Source organism: Acidiphilium rubrum (assembly GCF_900156265.1).
GTDB classification, from domain to species: domain Bacteria; phylum Pseudomonadota; class Alphaproteobacteria; order Acetobacterales; family Acetobacteraceae; genus Acidiphilium; species Acidiphilium rubrum.
Genome location: NZ_FTNE01000030.1, coordinates 1 through 21,372, shown reverse-complemented (window position 1 = coordinate 21,372; position 21,372 = coordinate 1). Strand labels below are relative to the sequence as shown.

Here is a 21,372-nt window from a genome sequence, read left to right as displayed (position 1 = left end):
CCGGTATGGCATCGTTTCTGCCCGGTCTCAGCTTTCGCGACAAGCGGGTTAATGAGGGTGTCGGGAAGAGTGGTCTGCGGGGTGCAGTCCTATTGTTTCGCCACCTGATCGAACTGCTGCAATCGTGCCAGCAGGGCGGGCATTTGATCGAGCGGGATCATGTTCGGGCCGTCGCTGGGGGCGTGATCGGGGTCGGGGTGGCATTCGATGAACAGGGCGGCGCAGCCGACCGCGATGGCGGCGCGGGCGAGGATGGGGGCGAACTCGCGTTGGCCGCCCGATGAACTGCCTTGGCCGCCGGGCTGCTGGACCGAGTGGGTGGCATCGAACACCACCGGGTAGCCGGTGCGCGCCATGATCGGCAAAGCGCGCAGGTCGCTGACCAAAGTGTTGTAGCCGAAGCTGGCACCGCGCTCGGTCAGCAGGATGCGGTCGTTGCCGGTGCTGGCGATTTTGGCGGCGACGTTGGTCATGTCCCACGGTGCCAGAAACTGGCCTTTCTTGATGTTGATGGCGCGGCCGGTGTGGCCGGCGGCGAGCAGCAGATCGGTCTGGCGGCAGAGGAAGGCGGGGATTTGCAACACGTCGACCACTTCGGCGACCGGGGCGCATTGATGCGCGTCGTGCACGTCGGTCAGCACGGGAATGCCGAATTTGGCGCGGATGTCGGCCAGAATGGTGAGGCCACGGTCCATGCCGACGCCGCGGCCTTTGCCGAGTGAGGTGCGGTTGGCCTTGTCGTAGCTGGATTTGAAGATCAGGCCGATGCCGAGTGTGCGAGTGATGGCGACCAGTTCGGCGGCGACGCCCATGGCGTGATCGGCGGACTCGATCTGGCAGGGGCCGGAGATCAGGGTGAAGGGCAGGTGGTTGCCGATGGTCAGGTCGCCGATGGTGACGTTCATGGGGTGCCTTGGGAAAGGAAGGGTAGGGTAGGCCTTCTTTTTTATAAAAAAGAAGCAAAAAATTTTCGCTCGCTGGGCCCGAGACTGTGGCGCAGCCAACGCCCAAGACCCAGCGAATAAAAGTTTTTTGGTTCTTTTTTACAAAAAAGAACCCTTCTTTTCCTAAACCAGCCTGGCCTGCCGCACCGCCGCCCCGATGAACCCGGCGAACAGCGGATGCGGATCGAACGGTTTGGACTTCAGTTCCGGGTGGTATTGCACGCCGATGAACCAGGGGTGGTCGGGGTATTCGACGATTTCGGGGAGGATGCCGTCGGGGGAGAGGCCGGAGAAGTGCAGGCCGGCGGCTTCGAGGGCTTCGCGGTAGTGGATGTTGACCTCGTAGCGATGGCGGTGGCGTTCCTCGATCGTGGTCGCGCCGTCGTAGACCGTGCTGACCAGGCTGTTCGGCGCGAGGGTGGCGGGGAAGGCGCCGAGGCGCATGGTGCCGCCGAGATCGCCTTCGGCGGCGCGGCGTTCGATTTCATTGCCGCGCGCCCATTCGGTGAGCAGGCCGACCACCGGGGTTTCGCAGGGGCCGAATTCGGTGGAGGAGGCGAGCGGCAGGTTGGCGAGGTTGCGGGCGGCCTCGATCACCGCCATCTGCATGCCGAAGCAGATGCCGAGGAAGGGGACGCGGCGTTCGCGGGCGAAGCGGACCGCTTCGATCTTGCCTTCGGTGCCGCGTTCGCCGAAGCCGCCGGGGACCAGGATGCCGTGCACGCCGTCAAGCCGGGCGACGGCGCCGGGCTGTTCGAACACTTCGGAATCGACCCATTCGAGCTTGACCTTGATCCGGTTGGCGATGCCGCCGTGGGCGAGGGCTTCGGCCAGGGATTTATAACTGTCGAGCAGGTTGGTGTATTTGCCGACCACCGCGATTTTCACCTCGCCTTCCGGCGCGTTGACGGTTTCGACGATGCGGCGCCAGCGCGAGAGGTCGGGTGGTACATCGTGGGGCAGGTTGAAATGGCGCAGCACTTCGCGGTCCATGCCGGCCTGGTGATACGAGATCGGCACTTCGTAGATGGTCGAGACATCGAGGGCGGGGACCACCGCTTCGGGGCGGACGTTGCAGAACAGGGCGATCTTGCGGCGTTCGCCATCGGGGATCGGCCGGTCGCAGCGGCAGATCAGCATTTGCGGCTGGATGCCGACGTTGAGCAGTTCCTTGACCGAATGCTGGGTGGGTTTGGTTTTCAGCTCACCGGCGCTGGGGATGTAGGGCACCAGGGTGAGGTGGACGAACATCGCGCCATCCGGGCCGAGCTCGTTGCCGAGTTGGCGGATCGCTTCGAGGAAGGGCAGACCCTCGATGTCGCCGACGGTGCCGCCGATTTCGACCAAGACGAAATCGAGGCCGTCGGTGTCGTTCACCACCACCTGCTTGATCGCATCGGTGATGTGGGGAATCACCTGTACGGTGGCGCCGAGATAGTCGCCGCGGCGTTCGCGGGCGATGACGTCGGAATAGATGCGCCCGGTGGTCGCGTTGTCGGATTTGGTGGCGTGCACGCCGGTGAAGCGCTCGTAATGGCCGAGGTCGAGGTCGGTTTCGGCGCCATCGTCGGTGACGAAGACCTCGCCGTGCTGGTACGGGCTCATGGTGCCGGGATCGACGTTCAGATAGGGGTCGAGCTTGCGGAGGCGGACCTTGTAGCCGCGCGCCTGCAACAGCGCGCCGAGCGAAGCGGAAGCGATACCCTTGCCGAGCGAGGAGACCACGCCGCCGGTGATGAATACATACCGGGTCATGGACGGTCCCCATAACAGAGGGCGGCGCGGCGTAAAACCCCGCGCCGTTGGCATCGCGGATCAGCCATCAGTTTTTGGCGGGTGCGGGGGCGGGTGTGGGCGCTGGGGCAGGTGCTGGTGCCGGTGTCGCGTTGGATTCGCCCGGCACCGGCGGCAGCGGTGCGAGGGGTGCTGTGGGTGCCTTGGTGCTGGCCGGGGCGCTGGTGGCGGGCACCGGGCCGTTCAGGATCGACTCGCCGCTGCTGGTGCCGCCGTTTTTATAGAGCAGGGCGAGGATCAGGCTCAGTGCCATGAACGCGGTGGCCAGAACGGCGGTGGTGCGGGTGAGCAGATTGGCGGTGCCGCGGCCGGTCATGAAATTGCCCATGCCCTGGCTGGAGCCGAGACCCAGCCCGCCTCCCTCGCTGCGCTGGATCAGCACAATGCCGATCAACGCGAGAGTGACGAATGCTTGCAGCACGAGTAGAACCGTAATCATGAGAACCTTCCGAACATCGCGCGGGTTCTAATCCGGTGCGGCGGTGGTGGCAATCGGTGCGGCGGTTTGTGCCGTCACGCCGATCAGTCAACCGCTGCGCGTTCCGGCAGGCGAAACGACCCCGCAGCGGATAACAGACCCGCCTCCATCGCCCGGCGCGTCGCGATGGCATCGTGCATGATGGAATCGGCGTGGGTGAAATCGACATCGGACCACAGCACGGTCTCGCCCGCCGGGATATCGCGCCGCAGCCGCGCGTGGTGCGCCAGGCCGATCGGCAGGGCGCCGCATGCCAGGCTCGCCTGTGCCGGCATCAACCGGCCCCACACGGTGTAGCCGCCTTCGCCGTCCAGCACCTCGCCGGCGCGCAGATCGCGCTTGGCCGTGGCGGTGACATCGCCGCGAAACGCGTGCGGCGCGCCGGTCGGTTCATGGCGCAGCACGGCGGACAGGACCGATACGTTCAATTCCAGCCCGATCAGATGAAACGGCTTGTACATCGCGGCATAGCGCCCCGTGCTGTCGGTCTTCAGCCCGTATTGCGCAAAGCAGGCGGCGGCGTAGTCGTTCGGCGCCTCGAGCACGACGTACACGCCCCACCGCAGGTCGCGGAACACCGGTCTGCCGTCACGCTCCAGGGAGGATACCACCTCGACCATGCCGGCGCGCTCGAGCATGCCGCCCGCGGCGCGGGGGCGCAGAACGTGCGGCAGATCATCGACGCCGCAGGGCGGAAACGCGAGACCGTCATCGGGCACGTCGAGCCCGGTTGCGTTCGCGATCGCGGCCATCTCGATCGCGGATTTGGTGCCATCGAGGAAGGAGTTGAACATCTGCGGGTTCATTCCCGCCGCGCGCGCCGCCTCGGGCTGCAAGCCGTAATGCTGCCAGACCGTGTCCGGTGTCACGCCATGATAGAGCGGCAGATATTTGGTGCCCTTGCCGGCCGCAACCACGGTAAAACCGCAGGCGCGCGCCCAATCGACCAGTTCGGCTGTCAGCGCCGGCTGGTCGCCATAGGCGAGCGAATAGACCACGCCGGCGGCCCGCGCTTCGGCCGCCAGCAGCGGGCCGGCCAGCGCGTCCGCCTCGACATTGACCATCACGATCGCACGGCCGGCGCGGATCGCGGCGCGCGCGTGCAGAATGCCGTGGGCCGGGCTGCCCGTCGCCTCGATCACCAGGTCGATGTCCGGCCGCGCGATCGCGGCCTGTGCATCGTCGGTGAATACCGTGGCCGCGATCAGGTCGTCACTCCAGCCGACGCCGGCACAGGTGCGCCGTGCGCGATCCGGCGCGAGATCGGCGATGCAGGCGACCTCGAGACCCCTGGTATGGGGCACCTGGGCGAGAAACATCGCGCCGAATTTGCCGGCCCCGATCAAGGTGACGCGAACCGGCCGCCCGGCATCGGCGCGGGCGGCGAGCAGGCGGTGCAGGTTCATCCGGCTATTCCGCTGCCACGCGGTAGGTCTGCGCCATCTGGGCCAGGGCATCGTCCCCGACCGGGTCGATCGGCGTGAAGTCGCGGTGCGCGATGAACGAAGGCCGGGTCGGCGTTCTGATCGCATTGGAAACCGCATTCAGCGTCAGATACACGATGCGGCGCGGAAATGGCGTGATGTTGCCGGCCGAACCATGCACCAGATTGCCGTGGAACATCAGCACGCCGCCGGGCTTGCCGGTCGGGGCCACAATGCCACCGGCGGCAACCAGGCGGGTGACGGTGGCATCATCCAGCGTCCAGAGCGGGTACGAGGTGGTCTCGACATCGTGCCGCGCCTCGAGGTCGCCGGCTTCGTGGCTCTTCGGCACGAGCAGGAGCGGCCCGTTGATCGGCATCACCTCGTCCAGAAACACTGAAATATTCATCGCCTTGGGCGCGGGCATGCCGTCGTCGCGCTTCCAGGTGCCGTAGTCCTGGTGCCACTGCCAGACCTCGCCGGTGAAGGCGGCCTTGGCGTTGATTTTATATTGATGCATGTAGACCCGCTCGCCGAAGATCTGTTCGACCGGGCGGATCAGCCGCGGGTGCGCGCCGAGGACGCGAAACGCCTCGTTATAGGTGTGGGCGGCGAAGGCGGTGCGGGGCGCGCCATTGGTTTCCCGCCAGACTTCCGGCCGCTCCTGGTCGTAGATCGCCTGGGATTCGCGTTTCAGAACCTCGACTTCGGCAGGGGTGAACAATTCGGGCAGGAACAACCAGCCCTCGCGATGGAAGTCCTCGATCTGCTGATCGGTCAGGTGCATCGCCGTGTCCTCCATGGTTTGATCGAACATATCTTGATCGAACGAGGTCGCGCCAGATCGCCAATGCCAGCTTGCCAGCTCCGTCCGTCAGTGCCGGATATCGACCGCCGCGTGGCTGACGCCGGCCAGCTGTTCCATCCGGGCCCGATCATCGGCGAGGGTCGCTGCGGCACCATCGTACACCACCTCGCCGTCCGACAGGACATAGGCACGATCGGCGAGTTCGAGGGCGAGAAACGCGTTCTGTTCGACCAGCAGGATCGACATGCCCTCGCTCTTCATCCGGCCGACGGTGCGCATCACCTCCTGCACGATCACCGGAGCCAGCCCTTGCGAGGGTTCATCGAGGATCAGGAATTTCGGGTTGAGCAGCAAGGCGCGTGCGATCGAGAGCATTTCCTGCTCACCACCCGATAATCGTCCGCCCTTGCTGGTACGGCGCTCGTCGAGGCGGGGAAACAGCCGATACACCGTTTCGATCGTCCAGGGGCCTTTGGTCTGGGGCGGCACCAGCAGGTTCTCATGGACGGTGAGATGGCCGAAAATCTTGCGTCCCTCCGGCACGTAGCCGACGCCGAGGTTGGCGACCCGGTAGGGCGGCTTGCCGGTGGTATCGCGCCCGAACAGCTTCACCCGCCCTTCGCGCGGCACCGTGAGGCCCATGATGCTGCGCATCGTGGTGGTCTTGCCCGCGCCGTTGCGGCCGAGCAGGGCGACCAATTCGCCCTCGCCGACCGTAAGCGACACGCCGTGCAGGATGTGGCTCTTGCCGTAATAGGTCTGCAGCCCCTCGGCCTCGAGCACGGCGCTCATGCCGCGTGCCCCAGATAGGCGGCCTGGACGCGCGGGTTGGCGGCGATCTCGGTGGCGTTACCCTCGGCCAGCATCCGGCCGTTGTCGAGCACCGTGATCCGGTCCGCGATGCCGAACACGATCGCCATGTCATGCTCGACGAACAGCATGGTGATGCCCTGGTCCTTGTTCAGCCGGCGGATCAGATCGGTCATGTGGTGGGTCTCCTCATCGCCCATGCCGGCGGTCGGCTCATCGAGCAGCAGAAGTTTCGGCGATTTTGCCAGCACGATGCCGATTTCAACGACCCGCTGATCGCCATGCGACAATTCGCCGGCGACGCGGTCGAGCTTGGCGGTGATCCGCACGATTTCGGCGAGGTTTTCAACCTGGTTCATCACCACGGTGCGCACGGCGGCGGAAATCCAGGGCCGTAGATTGAGCCCCATCGCGGTTTCCACCGCGACCCGCAGATTTTCCCGCACGGTGAGCGAGAGAAAAATCTCGGTGATCTGGAAGGTGCGAATGATGCCCCGCTTGACCAGCGCGGTCGGCGTGCCCGCGGTGATCGGTTCGCCCCCGAACACGATGCTGCCGTCGGTGGGCGGAAAATAGCCGCTGATCAGGTTGAACAGCGTCGTCTTGCCGGCCCCGTTCGGGCCGATGATCGCGCGCAGTTCGCCGGCTTCGACGCTGAGCGAAATGCCCGACAGCGCCTGCAAGGCGCCGAACCGGCGCCCCACATCGTTCAGAACCAGGAGACTCATGAGCCGGATTTCCGGTTGAAGAAGCCGAGCACGCCCATCGGGAAAAAGATCACCGAAACCACGAATACCAGCCCGATCACGCTCATCCAGTTATCGGTGACCGAACTCACGTAATCGCGCACCAGCACGAAAATCACCGCACCGGCCAGCGGCCCGTAAAAATTGCGCATTCCGCCGAGCACCGCGATGATCAGGAAATCGCCGGACATGCTGTAGTTCAGCAGGTTGGGCGAGGCGAACCCATCGAGCAGCGCATTCAGCCCGCCCGCCAAGGCCGCGATGAACCCCGAGATCGCAAACGAGATCGCGATATAGCGCTGCGTGCTGACGCCGAGAAAGGTGAGCCGCTTGTGGTTCTCGCGGATCGCGACGAAGGCGTGCCCGAGCGGCGCGTTCAGAACGATCCACAGCAGCAGCGCCGCGATCGCGAACGCCGCCAGGACCAGGTAATACATCCCGGTCGGCCCCATCGACAGCAGATGGCCGGGTCCCGCGAATTTCGGGCGCGCGAAGCCGGAGAGCCCGTCGTACCCGCCGGTCAGCGTGTTCCAGCGGATCGCGATGAAATAGAACATCTGGCCGATCGCGATGGTGATCATCGAGAAATAGATGCCGCGCCGCCGCACCGCGATCGGGCCAAGCAGGGTCGCCGCAAGACCGCCGACCAGAGTTCCGACGCCGAGCGCCAGGAACAGGCTGTGGGTTTCGTATTTCAGCATCAGCCCGACGCCGTAGGCCCCGAGCCCGAAATAGGCGGCGTGGCCGAACGACAAGCCGCCGGTGAAGCCGAGCAGCAGGTTGAGGCCCATCGCCGCGAGCGCATAAATCAGCACCCGGCTGGCCAGATCGGTATAGCCGCCGACCAGCGGCAGCCAGAGCGGCACCGTGAGCAGCACGACGCCAAGCACGACATTGCCGATGGTGCGGCGCGACATGCCGGTGCGGGCCTGGGGTGCGGTGCGTGCGGTTTCGGTCGCGAGATCGGTGCTCATTCGAACAATCCCTCCTGGCCCATCAGGCCGCGCGGCCGGACCACCAGCATGACGCCCATGATGATGTAGATCACCACCTCGCTGGCGGCCGGATAGAACGCGGTGGTGATGCCGGAGGCGAGGCCGATGATCAGACCGCCGAGCAGCGAGCCGACCAGCGAACCGACGCCGCCGACCACGATGGCGACAAAGGCGGGCATGATCAGCGCATCACCCATGTTCGGGTTGAGCCCGAGCTGGCCGGCGGCCAGAATACCGGCGACCCCGGCGAACACGATGCCGATCACGAAATTCGCCGAGCGCAACAGATAAATATTCACACCGAGCGCCGATATCGTTTCAAGATCGGAGTTCCCGGCCCGGATGCGGATGCCGATGCGGGTGAATCGCAGCACGCCAAACAGGGCGGCGGTGCCGACCAGGGCGACGCCGACCACGAACAGCCGGTAGCCGGTCAGGAAGAAATACGTGCTGCTGAGCGGCTGGTTGAGGAATTGCGGTATTTCCAGCGGCTTGCCTTGCGCGCCCCAGATGGTGCGGATCATGTCCTGCATGATGAAGGCGAGCCCGAAGGTCAGCAGCAGCGTATAGATCGGGTCCTTGCGATTATACAGCCGGCGGATCAGCGAGGTCTCGATCGCGAGGCCCAGTGCACCGGCGAGCAACGGCGCGATGATCAGCCCGCCCCAGAACCCGACATAGGGCGTCAGGGTAAACGCGAAATAGGCCGCGAGCGCCATGAACGCTCCCTGGGCGAAATTGATCGTGTTGTTCAGCCCCAGGATCAGCGCGAGACCCAGCGCCATCAGCGCGTAGAACGCCCCCTGGATCAGCCCGTTGAACGCGTTGAACAGTAATAACAGACCCATGGTGTCTCCCTATGGCGATTGCGGCACTGCCAGGAGCAGTGCCGCACCGGAACAGTCGATCGCCCGTCAGCCGATCAGGACGGGTAGGTCATCTTGCAGCCGGCCGCCGCCGGTGAGAGTGCGAGTTTTTCGCCCGGGATGATCGATGACACATCGAACAGATCGGGATATTGCGCGCCCTTCAGCACATGGCCGGGGAACATGCTGAGCATCAGCTGATGATCGGCGGCGCGGTACATCGGCGCGTTGGGTTGCAGGGCAACCTCCGGCGGCAGCACCAACCCTTCCATGCCGCGCACGACCTTCATGGTCTCGAGCGATTTCGCCCGCTCGACCGCCAATTTGATCGCATAGGTCGAAGCATAGCCGAACCAGGACCGCGCGGAGGGATATTCGCCCTTGTATTTGGCGCGATAGGCTTTGACGAAATCAGCGAGATGCGGGGTGTTGGGCTGTTTCCAGTACCATTCCGCGGTCCACCAGCCATAGCGCGCATTTTCGGGCAGCGCCTGCAATTGTTCCAGCTCGATCAGGGCGCCCGCCACCGCGATTTCCTTGTCGATGCCGAATTGCGCGATCTGCTTCATGCAGTTCACCTGGTCATCGCCGGCGAGCAGCAGGCAGAGGACCTTGGGCTTCTTTGCCTTGACCTCGATCAGGTAGGACGAGAAATCGGTGGTGCCGACCGGCGCCAGCGCCGATCCCGCCATGGTGCCGCCGTGGCGTTTCAGCTGCTTTTCATAATCGGCCTGTTCGGCGTGGCCGAAGGCATAATCGGTGGTGATGAAGTACCAGCTCTTGCCGAATTTATCGAACAGGGTTTCGAAATCACCGGCGGTCAGCATCCAGGTGGTCGAGCAGGTGCGGAACGTGTTCCAATTGCAATTGGTGCCGGTCAGTGCATCGACGTGACCGCCGGTGCACAGGAACAGCATGTTGTGCTGATTGGCGAACTGGCTGAGCGCGAGCGAGGACGCGGAATTGACCGTGCCCATCAGAAAATCGATCTTTTCGCGCGCCACCAGGCGCTTCGCCTTGTCGATGCTGGTGCCTGGATTGCCGGCACCGTCTTCAACGATCAGCTGCAAGGGCCGGCTCATGATGCCGCCCTTTTTGTTGATCTCTTCCTCGGCGAATTTGGCACCCTTGATTTCGCTGTGGCCCATAGCCGCGAAAATACTGGTGATCGGATCGACCATGCCGATCTTGATCGGCTTTTCACTGGCGGCCCAGGTCGGCTCCGGTGTCGCGAGCAACCCGGCGATACCGGCCGCGGCACCGGCTTTGAGTATGCTCCTGCGATCGATCAATGCTGATTGATTTGTCATCAACGCCCCTCTGTCTAGCAACTGTTTGTTATCGTTTAAACGCACGTATAACGCGCAACAATGCGACCGCCATAACGCACGAAATCCATAGTCAATGAGTCATCGAACCGCCCTGATCGGACGGAATAGTCTTGGCTCTCGTTTCCACCGGTCTTTGCCGGTTCGTTATTGTTTGTCCATCTTATGTGTTGCGTCTGTCAACAGTCCTCAGGTGGTAACCTGCCGGTTTTTCATCAAAATTCCGCGTGATCGGCAACAACAAGGCAGAGTGACTGTCCTTTACGGTGCCGCGTGACAATCACCCCTGCCGCTGGCCTTACTCAAATATGATCGAACAAAGCGGCCTGCCGCGGCGCGGGCGAAGCATCCGGCGGTTCAGGTTCGAGCACGGTGGCGCCGGCGCGCAGCAGGAAGCCAGCGACCTGATCGAAGGCGGCGGGGCTGCGGGTGTCATCCGCCGCATCGCCGGGCGGGATGAACAGGATCGTTTCGTAGCGCGCGCGTGAGAGCAGGACGCGATAGGTGTTGATCTGCCAGATGATCGCCTCAGGCCGCTTGATCGTCTGCCATTTCGTGCCGCGAAACTTGCGCGCACACCAGGACGCGCCGTTGGGTGCGATGACCAGATCGCCGCCCCAGCACAGACCGACATAGTCGAGTTCAAGACCCTGGCAGGCATATTGCGTAGCCGGCAGTTCGAGCGCGTCCGACGCGCGAACATCCGGCCAGGCGTTGAGAAACCAGTTGGCGACCGCATCGGCGTCCATATGCGGAAAATCGGCCGAGAGACCATCGGCACGCAGGCGCTTGGCATCGGCGCTGCACACCAGCCCGGCGCGCCGGCTGCCGCGGGAAAGACGGCGGAGTTCGCCGCGCAGCGCAGTGAGCGAGCGGGTGATCCGGAACGGAACGCCGCCGGCCGCCCGGCCGATGCGTGCGGCCTCGGCGGCATCGTGGCGCAGCACCGCATCCACCCAGTCGGCCGCGGCGTGCGAGCGGATCTGACGAACGCTGACATCGAGGTGCAATGCGGGATCGATCGTCATGCCGGCGGGTTGGCTTGCCACCAGGCAACGCGCCGGATCGGCGTTGCCGATGATCGTGGCCGGCCCCATGATCGACCAGTCCGGCCGGGCGGCGAGCGCGACGCCCCAGGACGCGAGCCCGGCCTCGCCGGTGTTGATCTCCTGGCCGCTGCCGACCAGTGCGACAATCACCGCCCAATCGGCGTGGCGGCGCATGATGTCGAGGAACAAAGCGGCCTCGCTATCGGGCAGGTTGAATTTGCGGCGGCCAAAATCGGCATCCCAGGCGCGCTGGGCTTCGTCGAACACGATGACATGCTCATGCGGCGCATCGCTGCGGGGCTGGCTGTCACGCAGGAAGCCGAGCAAGGGCTGGATCGCGGATTCGAGTTTATGGGCGGCATCGCGGGCGCTGCGACCCTGATTCTTGGCATCGCGCGCAAGGGCGGCGCGCAACACATGGACCAGCGGCAGATTGCCGGTGAGGAAAGCCGCTTGATGGGCGGCGGTGAAAACGGCGTTCAACCCGCACAAGGTTTTCCCCGCCCCGGGAATGCCGGTCACGAACACGATGACGTAGCGATGAGCGTCCGCCGCGGCGGCGATCGCGGTGCGGATGGCATCGGTCGTGCGGGTCAGGTTGGTGACATCGGCGCGCGACGAAGCGATGTCGGCGACGCCGTGCTTGCGATACAGCATGGTCGCGGCTTCAACGATGGTGGGCACCGGGCGGTAGGGGGCACCTTCCCAGGCATGCGGGTCGAGCGGTGTTTGGGTGTGTGGCAGTTGCGCCGCGAGGGTTTGCAGCAGCGGTTCGAGGGTTGCGCCATTGGCATCGATCACGGGTGCAATCGCGTGCCAGAACAACGGCAGCGCCATGGCGGGCGTTGGCGCGTGGCGGGCGACCAGCACGGGGATGATCGGATGGGCGCGGCTGCCGGCGTGGAAATCGAACAGGTCGAGCGCGTAATCCTCGACTTGTTCGCGATCGGCGTTGGTGAAGGCGGCCGCTTCGGTCTTGAACTCAACGACCAATATGGCGCGGCCGGTCAGGATGATCGCATCGATCCGGCGGCCGAGGCGGATCAGCGGGTATTCGAGCAGAACCTGCCAGTCCGGCAGGGTGCGCAGTGCGGCGCGCAGCAGGTCGATCTGGTCGCGCCAGGCGCGGATCTGCGCCTCGTGATTGACCATATGGGTCTCGACCAGGCGCCGGGCCAGATGATCGACGATGCGCACCGGATCTTCCTGGCAGAACGACGCGGCACGGCCGGACCACCAGGCGGACATTCAGCTCTCCGGCCGATACCCCGTCGCCACCAGATACAATTCCCGGCTGTCCTTGCGGCTGGCCGCCGGCTTGGCGTGACGGACCAGGGTGAACCGGCGTTTCAACAGGGCGAGCATGCCGCCCTCGGCACCGCCCTGGAACAATTTGGTGACGAAGCCGCCGCCCGGTTCCAGAGTTTTGAACGCGAAATCGAGCGCCAGCTCCGCCAACCCCATGATCCGCAAATGATCGGTCGCCATATGACCGGTGGTGTTGGGCGCCATGTCCGACAGGACCAGATCGGCCTTGCCGCCGAGCGCGGCGCGCAGTGCGGCTTCCATCGCCTCGTCCTGGAAATCGCCCTCCAGCAAGGTGGCACCGGGAATCGCGTCGATCGGCAGCAGGTCGATGCCGACCACCCTTGCCGCCCCGCGGTCGAGCGCAATCTGCGTCCACCCGCCGGGTGCGGCACCCAGGTCGATCACCCGGCTCGCCTTGCCGATCAGGGAGAATTTCTCATCGAGTTCGATCAGCTTGAAGGCCGCGCGCGAGCGATAGCCCTTGGCCTTGGCAGCCTCGACATAGGGGTCGTTGAGCTGGCGGGTCAGCCATTTCTGCGACGAGGGTTTGTGCTTGCGCGCGGTCTTGAGCCGCACTGTGGTGCGGCGGCCTTGCGAGAGATCATCGGTCATCGGTTGGGTTCGTTCATACCTGATAAGGGCGCGATCTGGCGCGCGCGGTGCGGATCAGCCGCATCAACATCCCCTCGCGCAGGCCGCGATCAGCCACGGCGAGGTCGCTGGCCGGCCACATCTCTTCGATCGCGGCAAAGATGGCGCAGCCCGGCAGCACGAAATCGACCCGGTCCGGGCCGATGCACGGGTGCTCGGCAAGGCCGGTGCGGCCGAGCGCGCGGATCGCGGCAAGGCCGCTGGCCACCTGCTCGCGCGGCAGCACCGCGCCATCGATCGCGCCACGGCGGTAGCGATCGAGGTTGAGGGCGATGCCCGCGATGGTGGTGACGGTGCCGCTGGTGCCGACCAGGCGCACACCGCCCTGGCGGATTTCCTGGCCGATCCGGTGGATCTGCTCGAACGGACGCAACAGCGCCTTGATCTCCTCGACCACGGCGGCAAACCCCGCCTCGCTCTCGCACCAGCCGGCGCAGCGCTCGGACAATGTCACCACGCCGACCGGAATGGTATGATACCCGATCAACTGCGGCAGGCTGCGATCGGCCGCACCGGCGCTGCCCGGCACCCGCACCCAGGCGATCTCGGTCGAGCCGCCGCCGATGTCGAACAGCAATGCCCGGCGCTCGGCCTGATTGATCAGCGAGGCGCAGCTCTCCATCGCGAGGCCGACTTCCTCACGCGGCGAGATGGTTTCGATCGGCAGGCCGGTAGCCGCCCGGGCGCGCGCAATGAAAGCGGCGCCGTTTTCGGCCTGCCGGCAGGCCTCGGTCGCGATCGCGCGAATGTCGCTCACCTGCCAACGGCGCAGTCGCTCGGCGCAGATGCTCAACGCATCGATCGCGCGGTCCATCGCTGCATCGGACAGGGTGCCGCTACGGTACAGTCCCTCGCCAAGGCGCACCACGCGGCTGAAACTGTCGAGCACATGAAAACCGCCGCCGCTCGGCACGCCGACCAGCATGCGGCAATTGTTCGTCCCCAGATCGATCGCCGCATAAGCCGGCGGGCGCGCACGCCGCTCGTTCGGAACGCGGCTGGTGGCGCTGCGCCGATCGGGGCTGGTGCGGCCAAGGGCCGGCTGGGTCGACAGGGCGAAATCACTTGCCATGGTCTTCATATAATGGGCGCACCTATGGCCGGAGAGCAAGCCAGAATTGCATGATCCGGCGAATTGGCCCCAAATGCGGCAGGTCGATTGCCTCGCGCGGCATGGGATGCTAGCAGCAACGCACGCGCGATATCCGCTTGGGGGATAGTTTAGCGGTAGAACTTCCGGCTCTGACCCGGACAGCCTTGGTTCGAATCCAGGTCCCCCAGCCATTTCAGGCCCGATCCCGCGCTCATCGCAGCTCGCGGGACGCCTCACTCATCCCATAAAAGTGATCGCCACAAAAACGATCACCGGCGTCATTTCACCGCCTGCACGATCGCGGCCGCCAAAGCGGCGGCGGTGCAGGCGTACCCGCGATCGTTCATGTGCAACCCATCGCTGGCCAGGAAATCGGCGAGCGGCGGATCGGTCGCCTGCCACTGGCGCATCAGCGCATCACGCGAGAACAGGCTCAGGCCGGGCGCGCGGGCAAGGGCGGCAAGTGCTGCGTTGATCTTGTCGTTGTCGGGCGAGGCGACCAGTTCGCGCGAGCGCTGATTGTCCATCAACACGATATCCGCATTGGCGGCGCGCAGACGATGCAGGCCGCGCCGGACCAGGCCGGTGAAATGTCGAATGCTCTCGCGCCGCGCGGCCGCGTTCGCACCGACCTGCCAGATCACCAGACTCGGCTCCAGCGCCAGCACGTCGCGCGCCATGCGTTTATCCTCGCGCCCGGCATCCTCGCCGCCGACGCCGCGATTGATCACGCTGATTTCCGAATCCGGCAGCAGCGACGCCAGATCGTCCTGCAATTCGGCGGGATAGGAATCCGCGATGTCATGCGCCATGGCACCCCAGGTCGAGGATGAGCCGAGTGCCGCGATCACCACGGGCTGACCCGCCTTCAGCGCCGCTTTGAGATGAGGCAAGGCAAGGTGCTGCACCGGCGCGCGCGGACAGGCCGATGGTGCCGCGTGAGCTGCCACCGGCACGCCCAGCAACAGGACGAAAATCCTAAGAAACCGCCGGTTTCGCATCTTTCACCCTAAACCAGGCGCCGCTCGCCGCGATGCCCAACAGGACACCGAGGCCGACGCCATTGACCATGATCTGCATCACCCAACCCGGATCATGATCGAGCACGACCCGCCCGGCAAATGACAGGACGATGCTGGCACAATACGTGGTCAGCCCGTGCTGGCCGATCAGCACGAACACCGACCCCAGCCGCGTCTCGATGAATTTCGCCCCCGGCGGCACATAGCGCGAGGCGAGCCAGGCGAGCGACAGGATCGAGAGCAGCCGGTAAGGGTGCAGGCCGGTCTTGTCGATGTCGCGGATCAGCGGATTGATCGGCACCGGCACATGGCGGGCCAGTTGCGGCTCGATCCAGGTGGTCAGCAAAATCAGAAACCCCACCACCAGCAGCGCGATCGCCGCGATATCGGTGGCGACACGCGGCAGCGCCGGCCGCCCGAACCGCGCGAAGATCATGCCGAGCACGAACAAAAACTGCCAGGTCAGCGGGTTGAAGAACCAGCCGTGGCCGCCCGCGGTCGGCAGGTTCCAGCCGAACAGCCGCGCCGCGACATAGAGCGCAAAACTCGCCGCCAGCAAAACCCGCGGCCGGCGCAACAACAACAGCAACGGCGCCATGCCGCCCATGATCACGACATAAAGCGGCAGCACGTTCAGGAACGACGGCTGATACAGCATCGGCACCGCATCGATCATCGCGACCAGCGGTTCACGCACCAGACGGTCCATCCCCACCCGCGCCAGATACCCCGGCGTGGCAAACCAGGCGGCGAACAGCGCAACCTCGGCCGTGAAGATCACGAACAGGAAAATATGCGCGATATACAGCGTCCAGGCCCGCTTCAGCATATCCGCCCCGGCCGAGACCGGACCGGCCTGATCGAGCTTGCGGCCATACACCAGCGAAGCGGCGTAGCCGGCCAACAAAATGAAAATCTCGGTCGCATCGTTCAGCGCCAGATTGCGCACGGTGAAGCGCGCCAGAGCATCATGCGGAATATGATCGAGGAAAATGCAGAACAACGCGATGCCGCGAAAGAAATCGACCCTGAGATCACGACCCGCGCGAACCAGCCTCACTCCGCCAATCTCCGCGCCGACATCGCCATCGCCAACGTGCCTTCATCGAGAATCTCGATGCTGCCGCCCACCGGCACGCCCTGCGCCAGGCGCGTGATCCGCACACCGAACGGGGCGAGACGTTCGGTCAGGTAATGCGCGGTCGATTGACCATCGACCGTCGCCGGCAACGCCAGAATCACCTCACGCACCGAACCATCCAGCCGCGCCAGCAACCGCCCGACCCCCAGGTCCTCCGGCCCGCGCCCGCCGATCGCCGATAACAACCCGCCCAATACATGATACCGGCCCCGATACACCGAAGCCCGCTCCAACGCCCATTGGTCCGCCACCGACTCCACAATGCAGATCATCGGCTCACGCGCCGGGTCGCCGCACACCGAACAGGGGTCGACACTGTCCAGCCCACCACATACCGAACACACCACCACACGCTGCGCCGCCGCCGCCAACGCCCCCATCAACGGCAACAACCGACCCTCACGCTCACTCAATAACCGCAACACAATCCGCCGCGCACTCCGCGGCCCCAACCCCGGCAACCGCGCCACCTGGGCCACCAGACTCTCGATCTCAGGGCCCATCATGGGAGCGGCTGCCAAGCCGGGGCGCTGCCCCGGACCCCGGCAAGGGGGCTTTGCCCCCCTGCACCCCCCACTAAGGACTTAGTCCTTAGAACCCATTTTTTTCGGGTGAGAGGCCGGGGGGTGTGCGCCGCCTGCGGGATTAGCGCATGCGCGCTGATCCCGCAGGCGGCGCACACCCCCCGGCCTCTCACCCGAACGAGTGGATTCCAAAGACTAAGTCTTTGGCGGGGATGCAAGGGGCAGCGCCCCTTGCCGGGGTCCGGGGCAGCGCCCCGGCTTCGCCAGCGCCCCATGATCGGTCCCTTAGAACGGCAGTTTGAGGCCGGGGGGTAGGGACAGGCCGCCGGTGGCTTTTTGCATTTCTTCGGCGGTGATGGTTTCGAGTTTGGTTTTGGCGTCGTGGTGGGCGGCGACGATGAGGTCTTGGAGCATTTCGGCGTCGTTGGGGTCGAGGAGTTTGGGGTCGATCCGGGCAGATTTCAGGACGCCTTTGCCGGAGAGGGTGAGTTTGACCAGGCCGGCGCCGGATTCGCCCTGGATTTCGAGGGCTTCGAGGCGGGTCTGCATATCCTGCATGTTTTGCTGCATGGCCTGGGCTTGTTTCATCAGGCCGGCGAGGTTTTTCATCGATCGATCTCCATTGCGTCGGCGATGTCCTGATCGGACATCGGGGGGGCGTCGTCGCCTTCGTATTCGGGCAAAGCGGCGGGTGCGGCAAGGGGTTCGGGGTCTTCGGGTTCGACGCTGGTGATTTTGGCGCCGGGGAAGGTGGTGAAGATGGCCTGGACCAGCGGGTGGGCGAGTGCGTCTTCGCGGGCGAGGTCGCGGGCGGTGTCGCGGGCTTCGAATACGGTGGGTGCGCCGGCTTCGCGCGAGAGGGCGATGGTCCAGCGGCGGCCGGTTTCGGCTTCGAGGAATTTGGCGAGCCGGGCCGAGAGGTCGCGCGGGGCGTTCGGCGAGAGGTTGAGTTCGATGACCGGCGGCGCGAATTTGACGATGCGGGCGTCGTGGCGGAGCTGGCTGGTCAGCAGCGCGTCGCGCCGGTCTTCGGCGAGGGCGATGACGTCTTCGAACCGGGCGAGGCGTGGCGCGGCGTTGGTGATGGCGGGGCCGTTGACCACGGCGCGGGGCGCGGGGTCGCTGGGTTCGCGCGCGATGGTGGGGCGGGGTGCGGTGGTTTCGGCCGACAGGCGGCGGACCAGGTCGCCGGGGGGTGGCAGGTCGGACACGTAGCACAGGCGGATCAGGATCATTTCGGCGGCGGCGCGGCGGTCGCTCGCCTGTTCGACTTCGCCGATGCCTTTCAGGAGCATCTGCCACAGGCGGCCGAGCCAGGGGATCGAGAGGGCGGCGGCGAGGCTGGCGCCGCGGGTGCGTTCGAGTTCCGGGAGGGTGTTGCCGGTCGCGAGGTCGGGGATGGTTTTCAGGCGCGAGAGCGTGTGGGCGAGGCCGAGCAGGTCCTGCATCAGCAGCACGGGGTCGGCACCCTGGGCGTGGGCGCGGTCCATCACGGCGAGGGCATCGGCGATGCGGCCGGCGGCGATCGTGTCCATCAGGTCGAAGACGAAGCTGCGATCGGCGAGGCCGAGCATGTCGCCGACCAGGGCGGTGGTGATTTCGGTGCCGTCGTCGGCGCGGGCGATCGCCTGGTCGAGCAGGGAGAGACCATCGCGGACCGAGCCATCGGCGGCGCGGGCGATCGCTTCGACCGCGGCGGGTTCGATGGTGATGGCTTCGGCGGTGGCGACCCGGGTGAAATGGGCGGCGAGGGTATCGACCGGCACGCGTTTGAGGTCGAAACGCTGGCAGCGCGAGAGGACGGTGATCGGGACTTTGCGGATCTCGGTGGTGGCGAAGACGAATTTGACGTGCGGCGGCGGCTCTTCGAGGGTTTTCAACAGGGCGTTGAAGGCGTTGCGGGAGAGCATGTGGACTTCATCGATGATGAACACTTTGGTGCGGGCGATCATCGGGCGGAAGCGGGTGGCTTCGATGATTTCCCGCACGTCATCGACGCCGGTGTTGGAGGCGGCGTCCATTTCCACGACGTCGGGGTGACGGTCGGCGAGGATGGCGATGCAATTGTCGCAGACGCCGCACGGGTCGGGAGTCGGGCCGCCTTGGCCATCTGGCCCGGTGCAGTTGAGCGCGCGGGCGAGGATGCGCGCGGTGGTGGTTTTGCCGACGCCGCGCACGCCGGTGAGCATGAAGGCGTGGGCGATGCGGCCCATGGCGAAAGCATTTCGCAAAGTGCGGACCAGGCCGTCCTGGCCGATCAGATCATCGAAGGTGGTGGGGCGGTATTTGCGGGCGAGGACGCGGTAGGCCTGTGCATGAATTGGTGCGGGGCCTGGGGGTGCTGGATCATCGCCGAACAGGGACGGGCCCGGAGGTGAAGGCGGCTGGTCATCATCGTCGAACAACCCGGCCATGCGTCCCCGATGCGGTGAGAGGTTTGGGTGGGAGACCGGGTCCGCGACCCGTGCGGAAACTCGTTGCGGCTGCTGCCTTCCGGCCCTGACCGGGTTGGCGAGGCGCCCGTCCGCGGCCGATCTCCCGGAGCCGTTATCGGGTTTCTGGCCCGGTTTTGCAAGCTTGCCTCGGCGCAAGGCCGATGCCAGTTTGGCACCATGCCCGACACCAATGCCGCCAGTGCCTTGCTCTACAGTTCCGCCGCGCTCGACCGGGCCGGCCATCGCCGGACCGATGCGGGCTGGATCGCCCAGGCGCGGGCCAGTGCGGAGGCGTTGTTTGTGCCCTATTGGCGGGGGCGGATGCTGATGGAGTTGGAACCCACGCCGCAGGCGGTGCTGACGGCGCGGCCGCGCGATGCGGCGATGGCAGGGAGTTTTCTCGGCTTGATGGCCGCGCGGCCGGTCTTCGCGGTCGATCTCTCAGCGACCGAGGCGCCGATGGAGGCGTTGGCCCAGGCTACAGGCGAATTTCTGGATTTGCGCGGCCTGACCGCGACGCTGCCGGCGGGGCAGGCGGGGTTGCTCGCGACCGCGAAAGGCTTGCTCTACTGGCAGTCGCGCACGCGGTTTTGCAGCCTGTGCGGGGGTGCCTGTGTGGCGGAGCGGGCGGGGCATACGATGCAGTGCACGCAGTGCGGCACGGAGCATTTTCCGCGCACTGATCCTGCCGTGATCATGCTGGTGACGCGGGGGGAGCGGGTGTTGCTTGGGCAGTCGCACAAGTTTCCGGTCGAGCGGAACTTTTTTTCGACGCTGGCCGGGTTTGTCGAGCCGGGCGAGAGTTTGGAGGATGCGGTGCGGCGGGAGACGCTGGAGGAGGTGGGTGTGACGGTGGGTGCGGTGCGTTACATCGGCAGCCAGCCCTGGCCGTTTCCGGCGTCGCTGATGCTGGGGTATCGGGCGGAGGCGCTGAGCGAGGCGATTACGCTGGATGACGAGGAGATGCGGGCGGCGGCGTGGTTTACCCGGGAAGATCTGGTGAACCGCAAGCAGGCCGGGTTCAATCTGCCGCCGAAGGATTCGATCGCGCGGCGGTTGATTGAGGATTGGATGGCTGAGGGGGTTTAGGGAAGGAAGGCTTCTTTTTTGTAAAAAAGAAGCAAAAAACTTTTCGACCCTGGGGCACGGGCGTTTGAACCGGCACGGGCCCAAATTAACAAAGTTTTTTTTGCTTCTTTTTTGTTCACAAAAAAGAAGACCTTGCCTTCCCTTTTTGTGCTTTTTGTTACGATATCGCAATGAATAGGACGTGCGAAATCACGGCCCTTTGCGCCACATTTTTTTGACGTTGAAGGACGGCACAAAGGGCTGGTGCCAGGGCGGCACGGGCGGTGGCGGCGGGCCGAGGATATCGCGGAGTTGTTCTTGCGTGAAGTCGATGCTGCCGTCCGGGTTGATTTTGTATTGGTCCATGAAGCTGGGCTGGCGCTTGGGTTTGCGGGGGCGCTTGGGCCGGGGCTTGGTGGCGCTCGGGTGTTTTCGGGGGCGTTTCAGATAGTCGGGCAGGCGGATGCCGAGCATGTGGCAGAGCGGGCGCAGGGCGCGGGCGGTGGCGGGGTGGGTGGCGATGAGTTCGGTGGTTTCCGCGAGGGTGAGGAGGTGCTCGATCTGGCTGATGTAGCTGTTGGTGTTGCAATGCGGCACGACGCGGCGGACCCAGCCGAAGCTGCGCGGCAGGGTGGGCGGCGGGCCGGGGAAATAGGCGGCGGGCCAGTTGGGTGGTGGTTTGGCGGGTTTGGCGGCGGCGGGTTTGGGGTTCGGGTTGGGTTTGCGCAGGCGGATGGGACGCGGGGCGGCGGTGGCGAGGGTGGTGAAGCGGCGGAACAGCAGCGCGATGCGGGCGTTGATCATCCAGAGGAGGGGGGCGGACACGGCGAGGCGTTTGCCCTGGTCGGCAATGGTCTCGCGCAGCATGCGGATGCTGTAGGCGAAACG

At 65.3% G+C, this 21,372-nt stretch carries 20 protein-coding genes, 1 tRNA gene and 1 other RNA gene; 2 read left to right on the top strand and 20 right to left on the bottom strand.

Translation table 11 applies throughout. The annotated features are described in order from the left end of the window. Window positions 1-89: 89 nt before the first annotated feature. The 13 genes from kdsA to BW994_RS16165 form a co-directional block, all read right to left on the bottom strand. Window positions 90-905: a 3-deoxy-8-phosphooctulonate synthase gene (gene kdsA / locus BW994_RS16225; protein ID WP_029313259.1), complete on the bottom strand. Its 816-nt coding sequence runs from the start codon at window positions 903-905 to the stop codon at window positions 90-92. A gap of 162 nt (window positions 906-1,067) precedes the next feature. Further along, complete coding sequence (locus tag BW994_RS16220) at window positions 1,068-2,699, bottom strand: CTP synthase (protein WP_029313258.1); 1,632 nt, start codon at window positions 2,697-2,699, stop codon at window positions 1,068-1,070. A 67-nt stretch (window positions 2,700-2,766) separates the two neighbouring features. Further along, complete coding sequence (gene secG, locus BW994_RS16215; protein WP_029313257.1) at window positions 2,767-3,177, bottom strand: preprotein translocase subunit SecG; 411 nt, start codon at window positions 3,175-3,177, stop codon at window positions 2,767-2,769. Window positions 3,178-3,260: 83 nt separating this feature from the next. Continuing rightward, complete coding sequence (locus BW994_RS16210) at window positions 3,261-4,622, bottom strand: NAD(P)H-dependent oxidoreductase (protein WP_029313256.1); 1,362 nt, start codon at window positions 4,620-4,622, stop codon at window positions 3,261-3,263. A 4-nt stretch (window positions 4,623-4,626) separates the two neighbouring features. Further along, the gene (locus BW994_RS16205) at window positions 4,627-5,457 is read right to left on the bottom strand and encodes a phytanoyl-CoA dioxygenase family protein (protein ID WP_245594196.1); all 831 of its coding nucleotides are present in this window, start codon (window positions 5,455-5,457) and stop codon (window positions 4,627-4,629) included. A 57-nt stretch (window positions 5,458-5,514) separates the two neighbouring features. Beyond that, window positions 5,515-6,240, bottom strand: coding sequence for an ABC transporter ATP-binding protein (locus tag BW994_RS16200; protein WP_029313254.1), 726 nt, complete (start codon window positions 6,238-6,240; stop codon window positions 5,515-5,517). Then, window positions 6,237-6,986: an ABC transporter ATP-binding protein gene (locus BW994_RS16195; RefSeq protein ID WP_029313253.1), complete on the bottom strand. Its 750-nt coding sequence runs from the start codon at window positions 6,984-6,986 to the stop codon at window positions 6,237-6,239. Before BW994_RS16195 ends, BW994_RS16200 begins: the two co-directional genes overlap by 4 nt. Next, window positions 6,983-7,978: a branched-chain amino acid ABC transporter permease gene (locus BW994_RS16190; protein WP_029313252.1), complete on the bottom strand. Its 996-nt coding sequence runs from the start codon at window positions 7,976-7,978 to the stop codon at window positions 6,983-6,985. Before BW994_RS16190 ends, BW994_RS16195 begins: the two co-directional genes overlap by 4 nt. Continuing rightward, window positions 7,975-8,847 carry a branched-chain amino acid ABC transporter permease gene (locus tag BW994_RS16185; RefSeq protein ID WP_029313251.1) on the bottom strand — a complete coding sequence of 291 codons (873 nt, stop codon included), beginning with the start codon at window positions 8,845-8,847 and terminating at the stop codon, window positions 7,975-7,977. The genes BW994_RS16190 and BW994_RS16185 overlap by 4 nt, the downstream gene beginning before the upstream one ends. Window positions 8,848-8,921: 74 nt before the next feature. Next, window positions 8,922-10,175, bottom strand: coding sequence for an ABC transporter substrate-binding protein (locus BW994_RS16180; RefSeq protein ID WP_029313250.1), 1,254 nt, complete (start codon window positions 10,173-10,175; stop codon window positions 8,922-8,924). 320 nt (window positions 10,176-10,495) lie between these two features. Beyond that, window positions 10,496-12,490 (bottom strand): DUF2075 domain-containing protein, encoded by a 1,995-nt coding sequence (locus BW994_RS16175; protein ID WP_029313249.1) that lies wholly within the window; start codon window positions 12,488-12,490, stop codon window positions 10,496-10,498. Continuing rightward, window positions 12,491-13,162 (bottom strand): RlmE family RNA methyltransferase, encoded by a 672-nt coding sequence (locus BW994_RS16170; protein WP_029313248.1) that lies wholly within the window; start codon window positions 13,160-13,162, stop codon window positions 12,491-12,493. It abuts the gene before it with no gap. Between the two features lie 13 nt (window positions 13,163-13,175). Next, complete coding sequence (locus BW994_RS16165; RefSeq protein ID WP_029313247.1) at window positions 13,176-14,273, bottom strand: Ppx/GppA phosphatase family protein; 1,098 nt, start codon at window positions 14,271-14,273, stop codon at window positions 13,176-13,178. A gap of 138 nt (window positions 14,274-14,411) precedes the next feature. Between BW994_RS16165 and BW994_RS16160 the strand changes: the two genes are divergently transcribed. After that, window positions 14,412-14,485 (top strand) — tRNA-Gln (locus tag BW994_RS16160). A gap of 87 nt (window positions 14,486-14,572) precedes the next feature. Here BW994_RS16160 and BW994_RS16155 read toward each other — a convergent pair. From BW994_RS16155 to ffs, 6 genes are all read right to left on the bottom strand, one after another. Then, window positions 14,573-15,295, bottom strand: a complete 723-nt coding sequence (locus BW994_RS16155; protein ID WP_029313246.1) for an SGNH/GDSL hydrolase family protein — start codon at window positions 15,293-15,295, stop codon at window positions 14,573-14,575. Then, entirely contained in the window at window positions 15,273-16,376 is a 1,104-nt protein-coding gene (locus BW994_RS16150) for an OpgC family protein (RefSeq protein WP_029313245.1), read from the bottom strand. Before BW994_RS16150 ends, BW994_RS16155 begins: the two co-directional genes overlap by 23 nt. Then, window positions 16,373-16,963, bottom strand: a complete 591-nt coding sequence (recR, locus tag BW994_RS16145) for a recombination mediator RecR (protein WP_029313244.1) — start codon at window positions 16,961-16,963, stop codon at window positions 16,373-16,375. Before recR ends, BW994_RS16150 begins: the two co-directional genes overlap by 4 nt. A gap of 303 nt (window positions 16,964-17,266) precedes the next feature. After that, on the bottom strand, window positions 17,267-17,590 hold the full coding sequence (locus BW994_RS16140) for a YbaB/EbfC family nucleoid-associated protein (RefSeq protein WP_029313243.1): 324 nt from the start codon (window positions 17,588-17,590) through the stop codon (window positions 17,267-17,269). Beyond that, on the bottom strand, window positions 17,587-19,395 hold the full coding sequence (locus tag BW994_RS16135) for a DNA polymerase III subunit gamma/tau (protein ID WP_029313242.1): 1,809 nt from the start codon (window positions 19,393-19,395) through the stop codon (window positions 17,587-17,589). Before BW994_RS16135 ends, BW994_RS16140 begins: the two co-directional genes overlap by 4 nt. Window positions 19,396-19,422: 27 nt before the next feature. Further along, window positions 19,423-19,520: signal recognition particle sRNA small type (gene ffs, locus BW994_RS16130), an RNA gene on the bottom strand. Between the two features lie 73 nt (window positions 19,521-19,593). Between ffs and nudC the strand changes: the two genes are divergently transcribed. Beyond that, the gene (gene nudC / locus BW994_RS16125) at window positions 19,594-20,505 is read left to right on the top strand and encodes an NAD(+) diphosphatase (protein WP_029313241.1); all 912 of its coding nucleotides are present in this window, start codon (window positions 19,594-19,596) and stop codon (window positions 20,503-20,505) included. A 189-nt stretch (window positions 20,506-20,694) separates the two neighbouring features. Here the strand turns inward: nudC and BW994_RS19730 are convergent. After that, on the bottom strand, window positions 20,695-21,372 hold a 678-nt coding region (locus BW994_RS19730; protein ID WP_076454716.1), incomplete at its 5' end, for a hypothetical protein.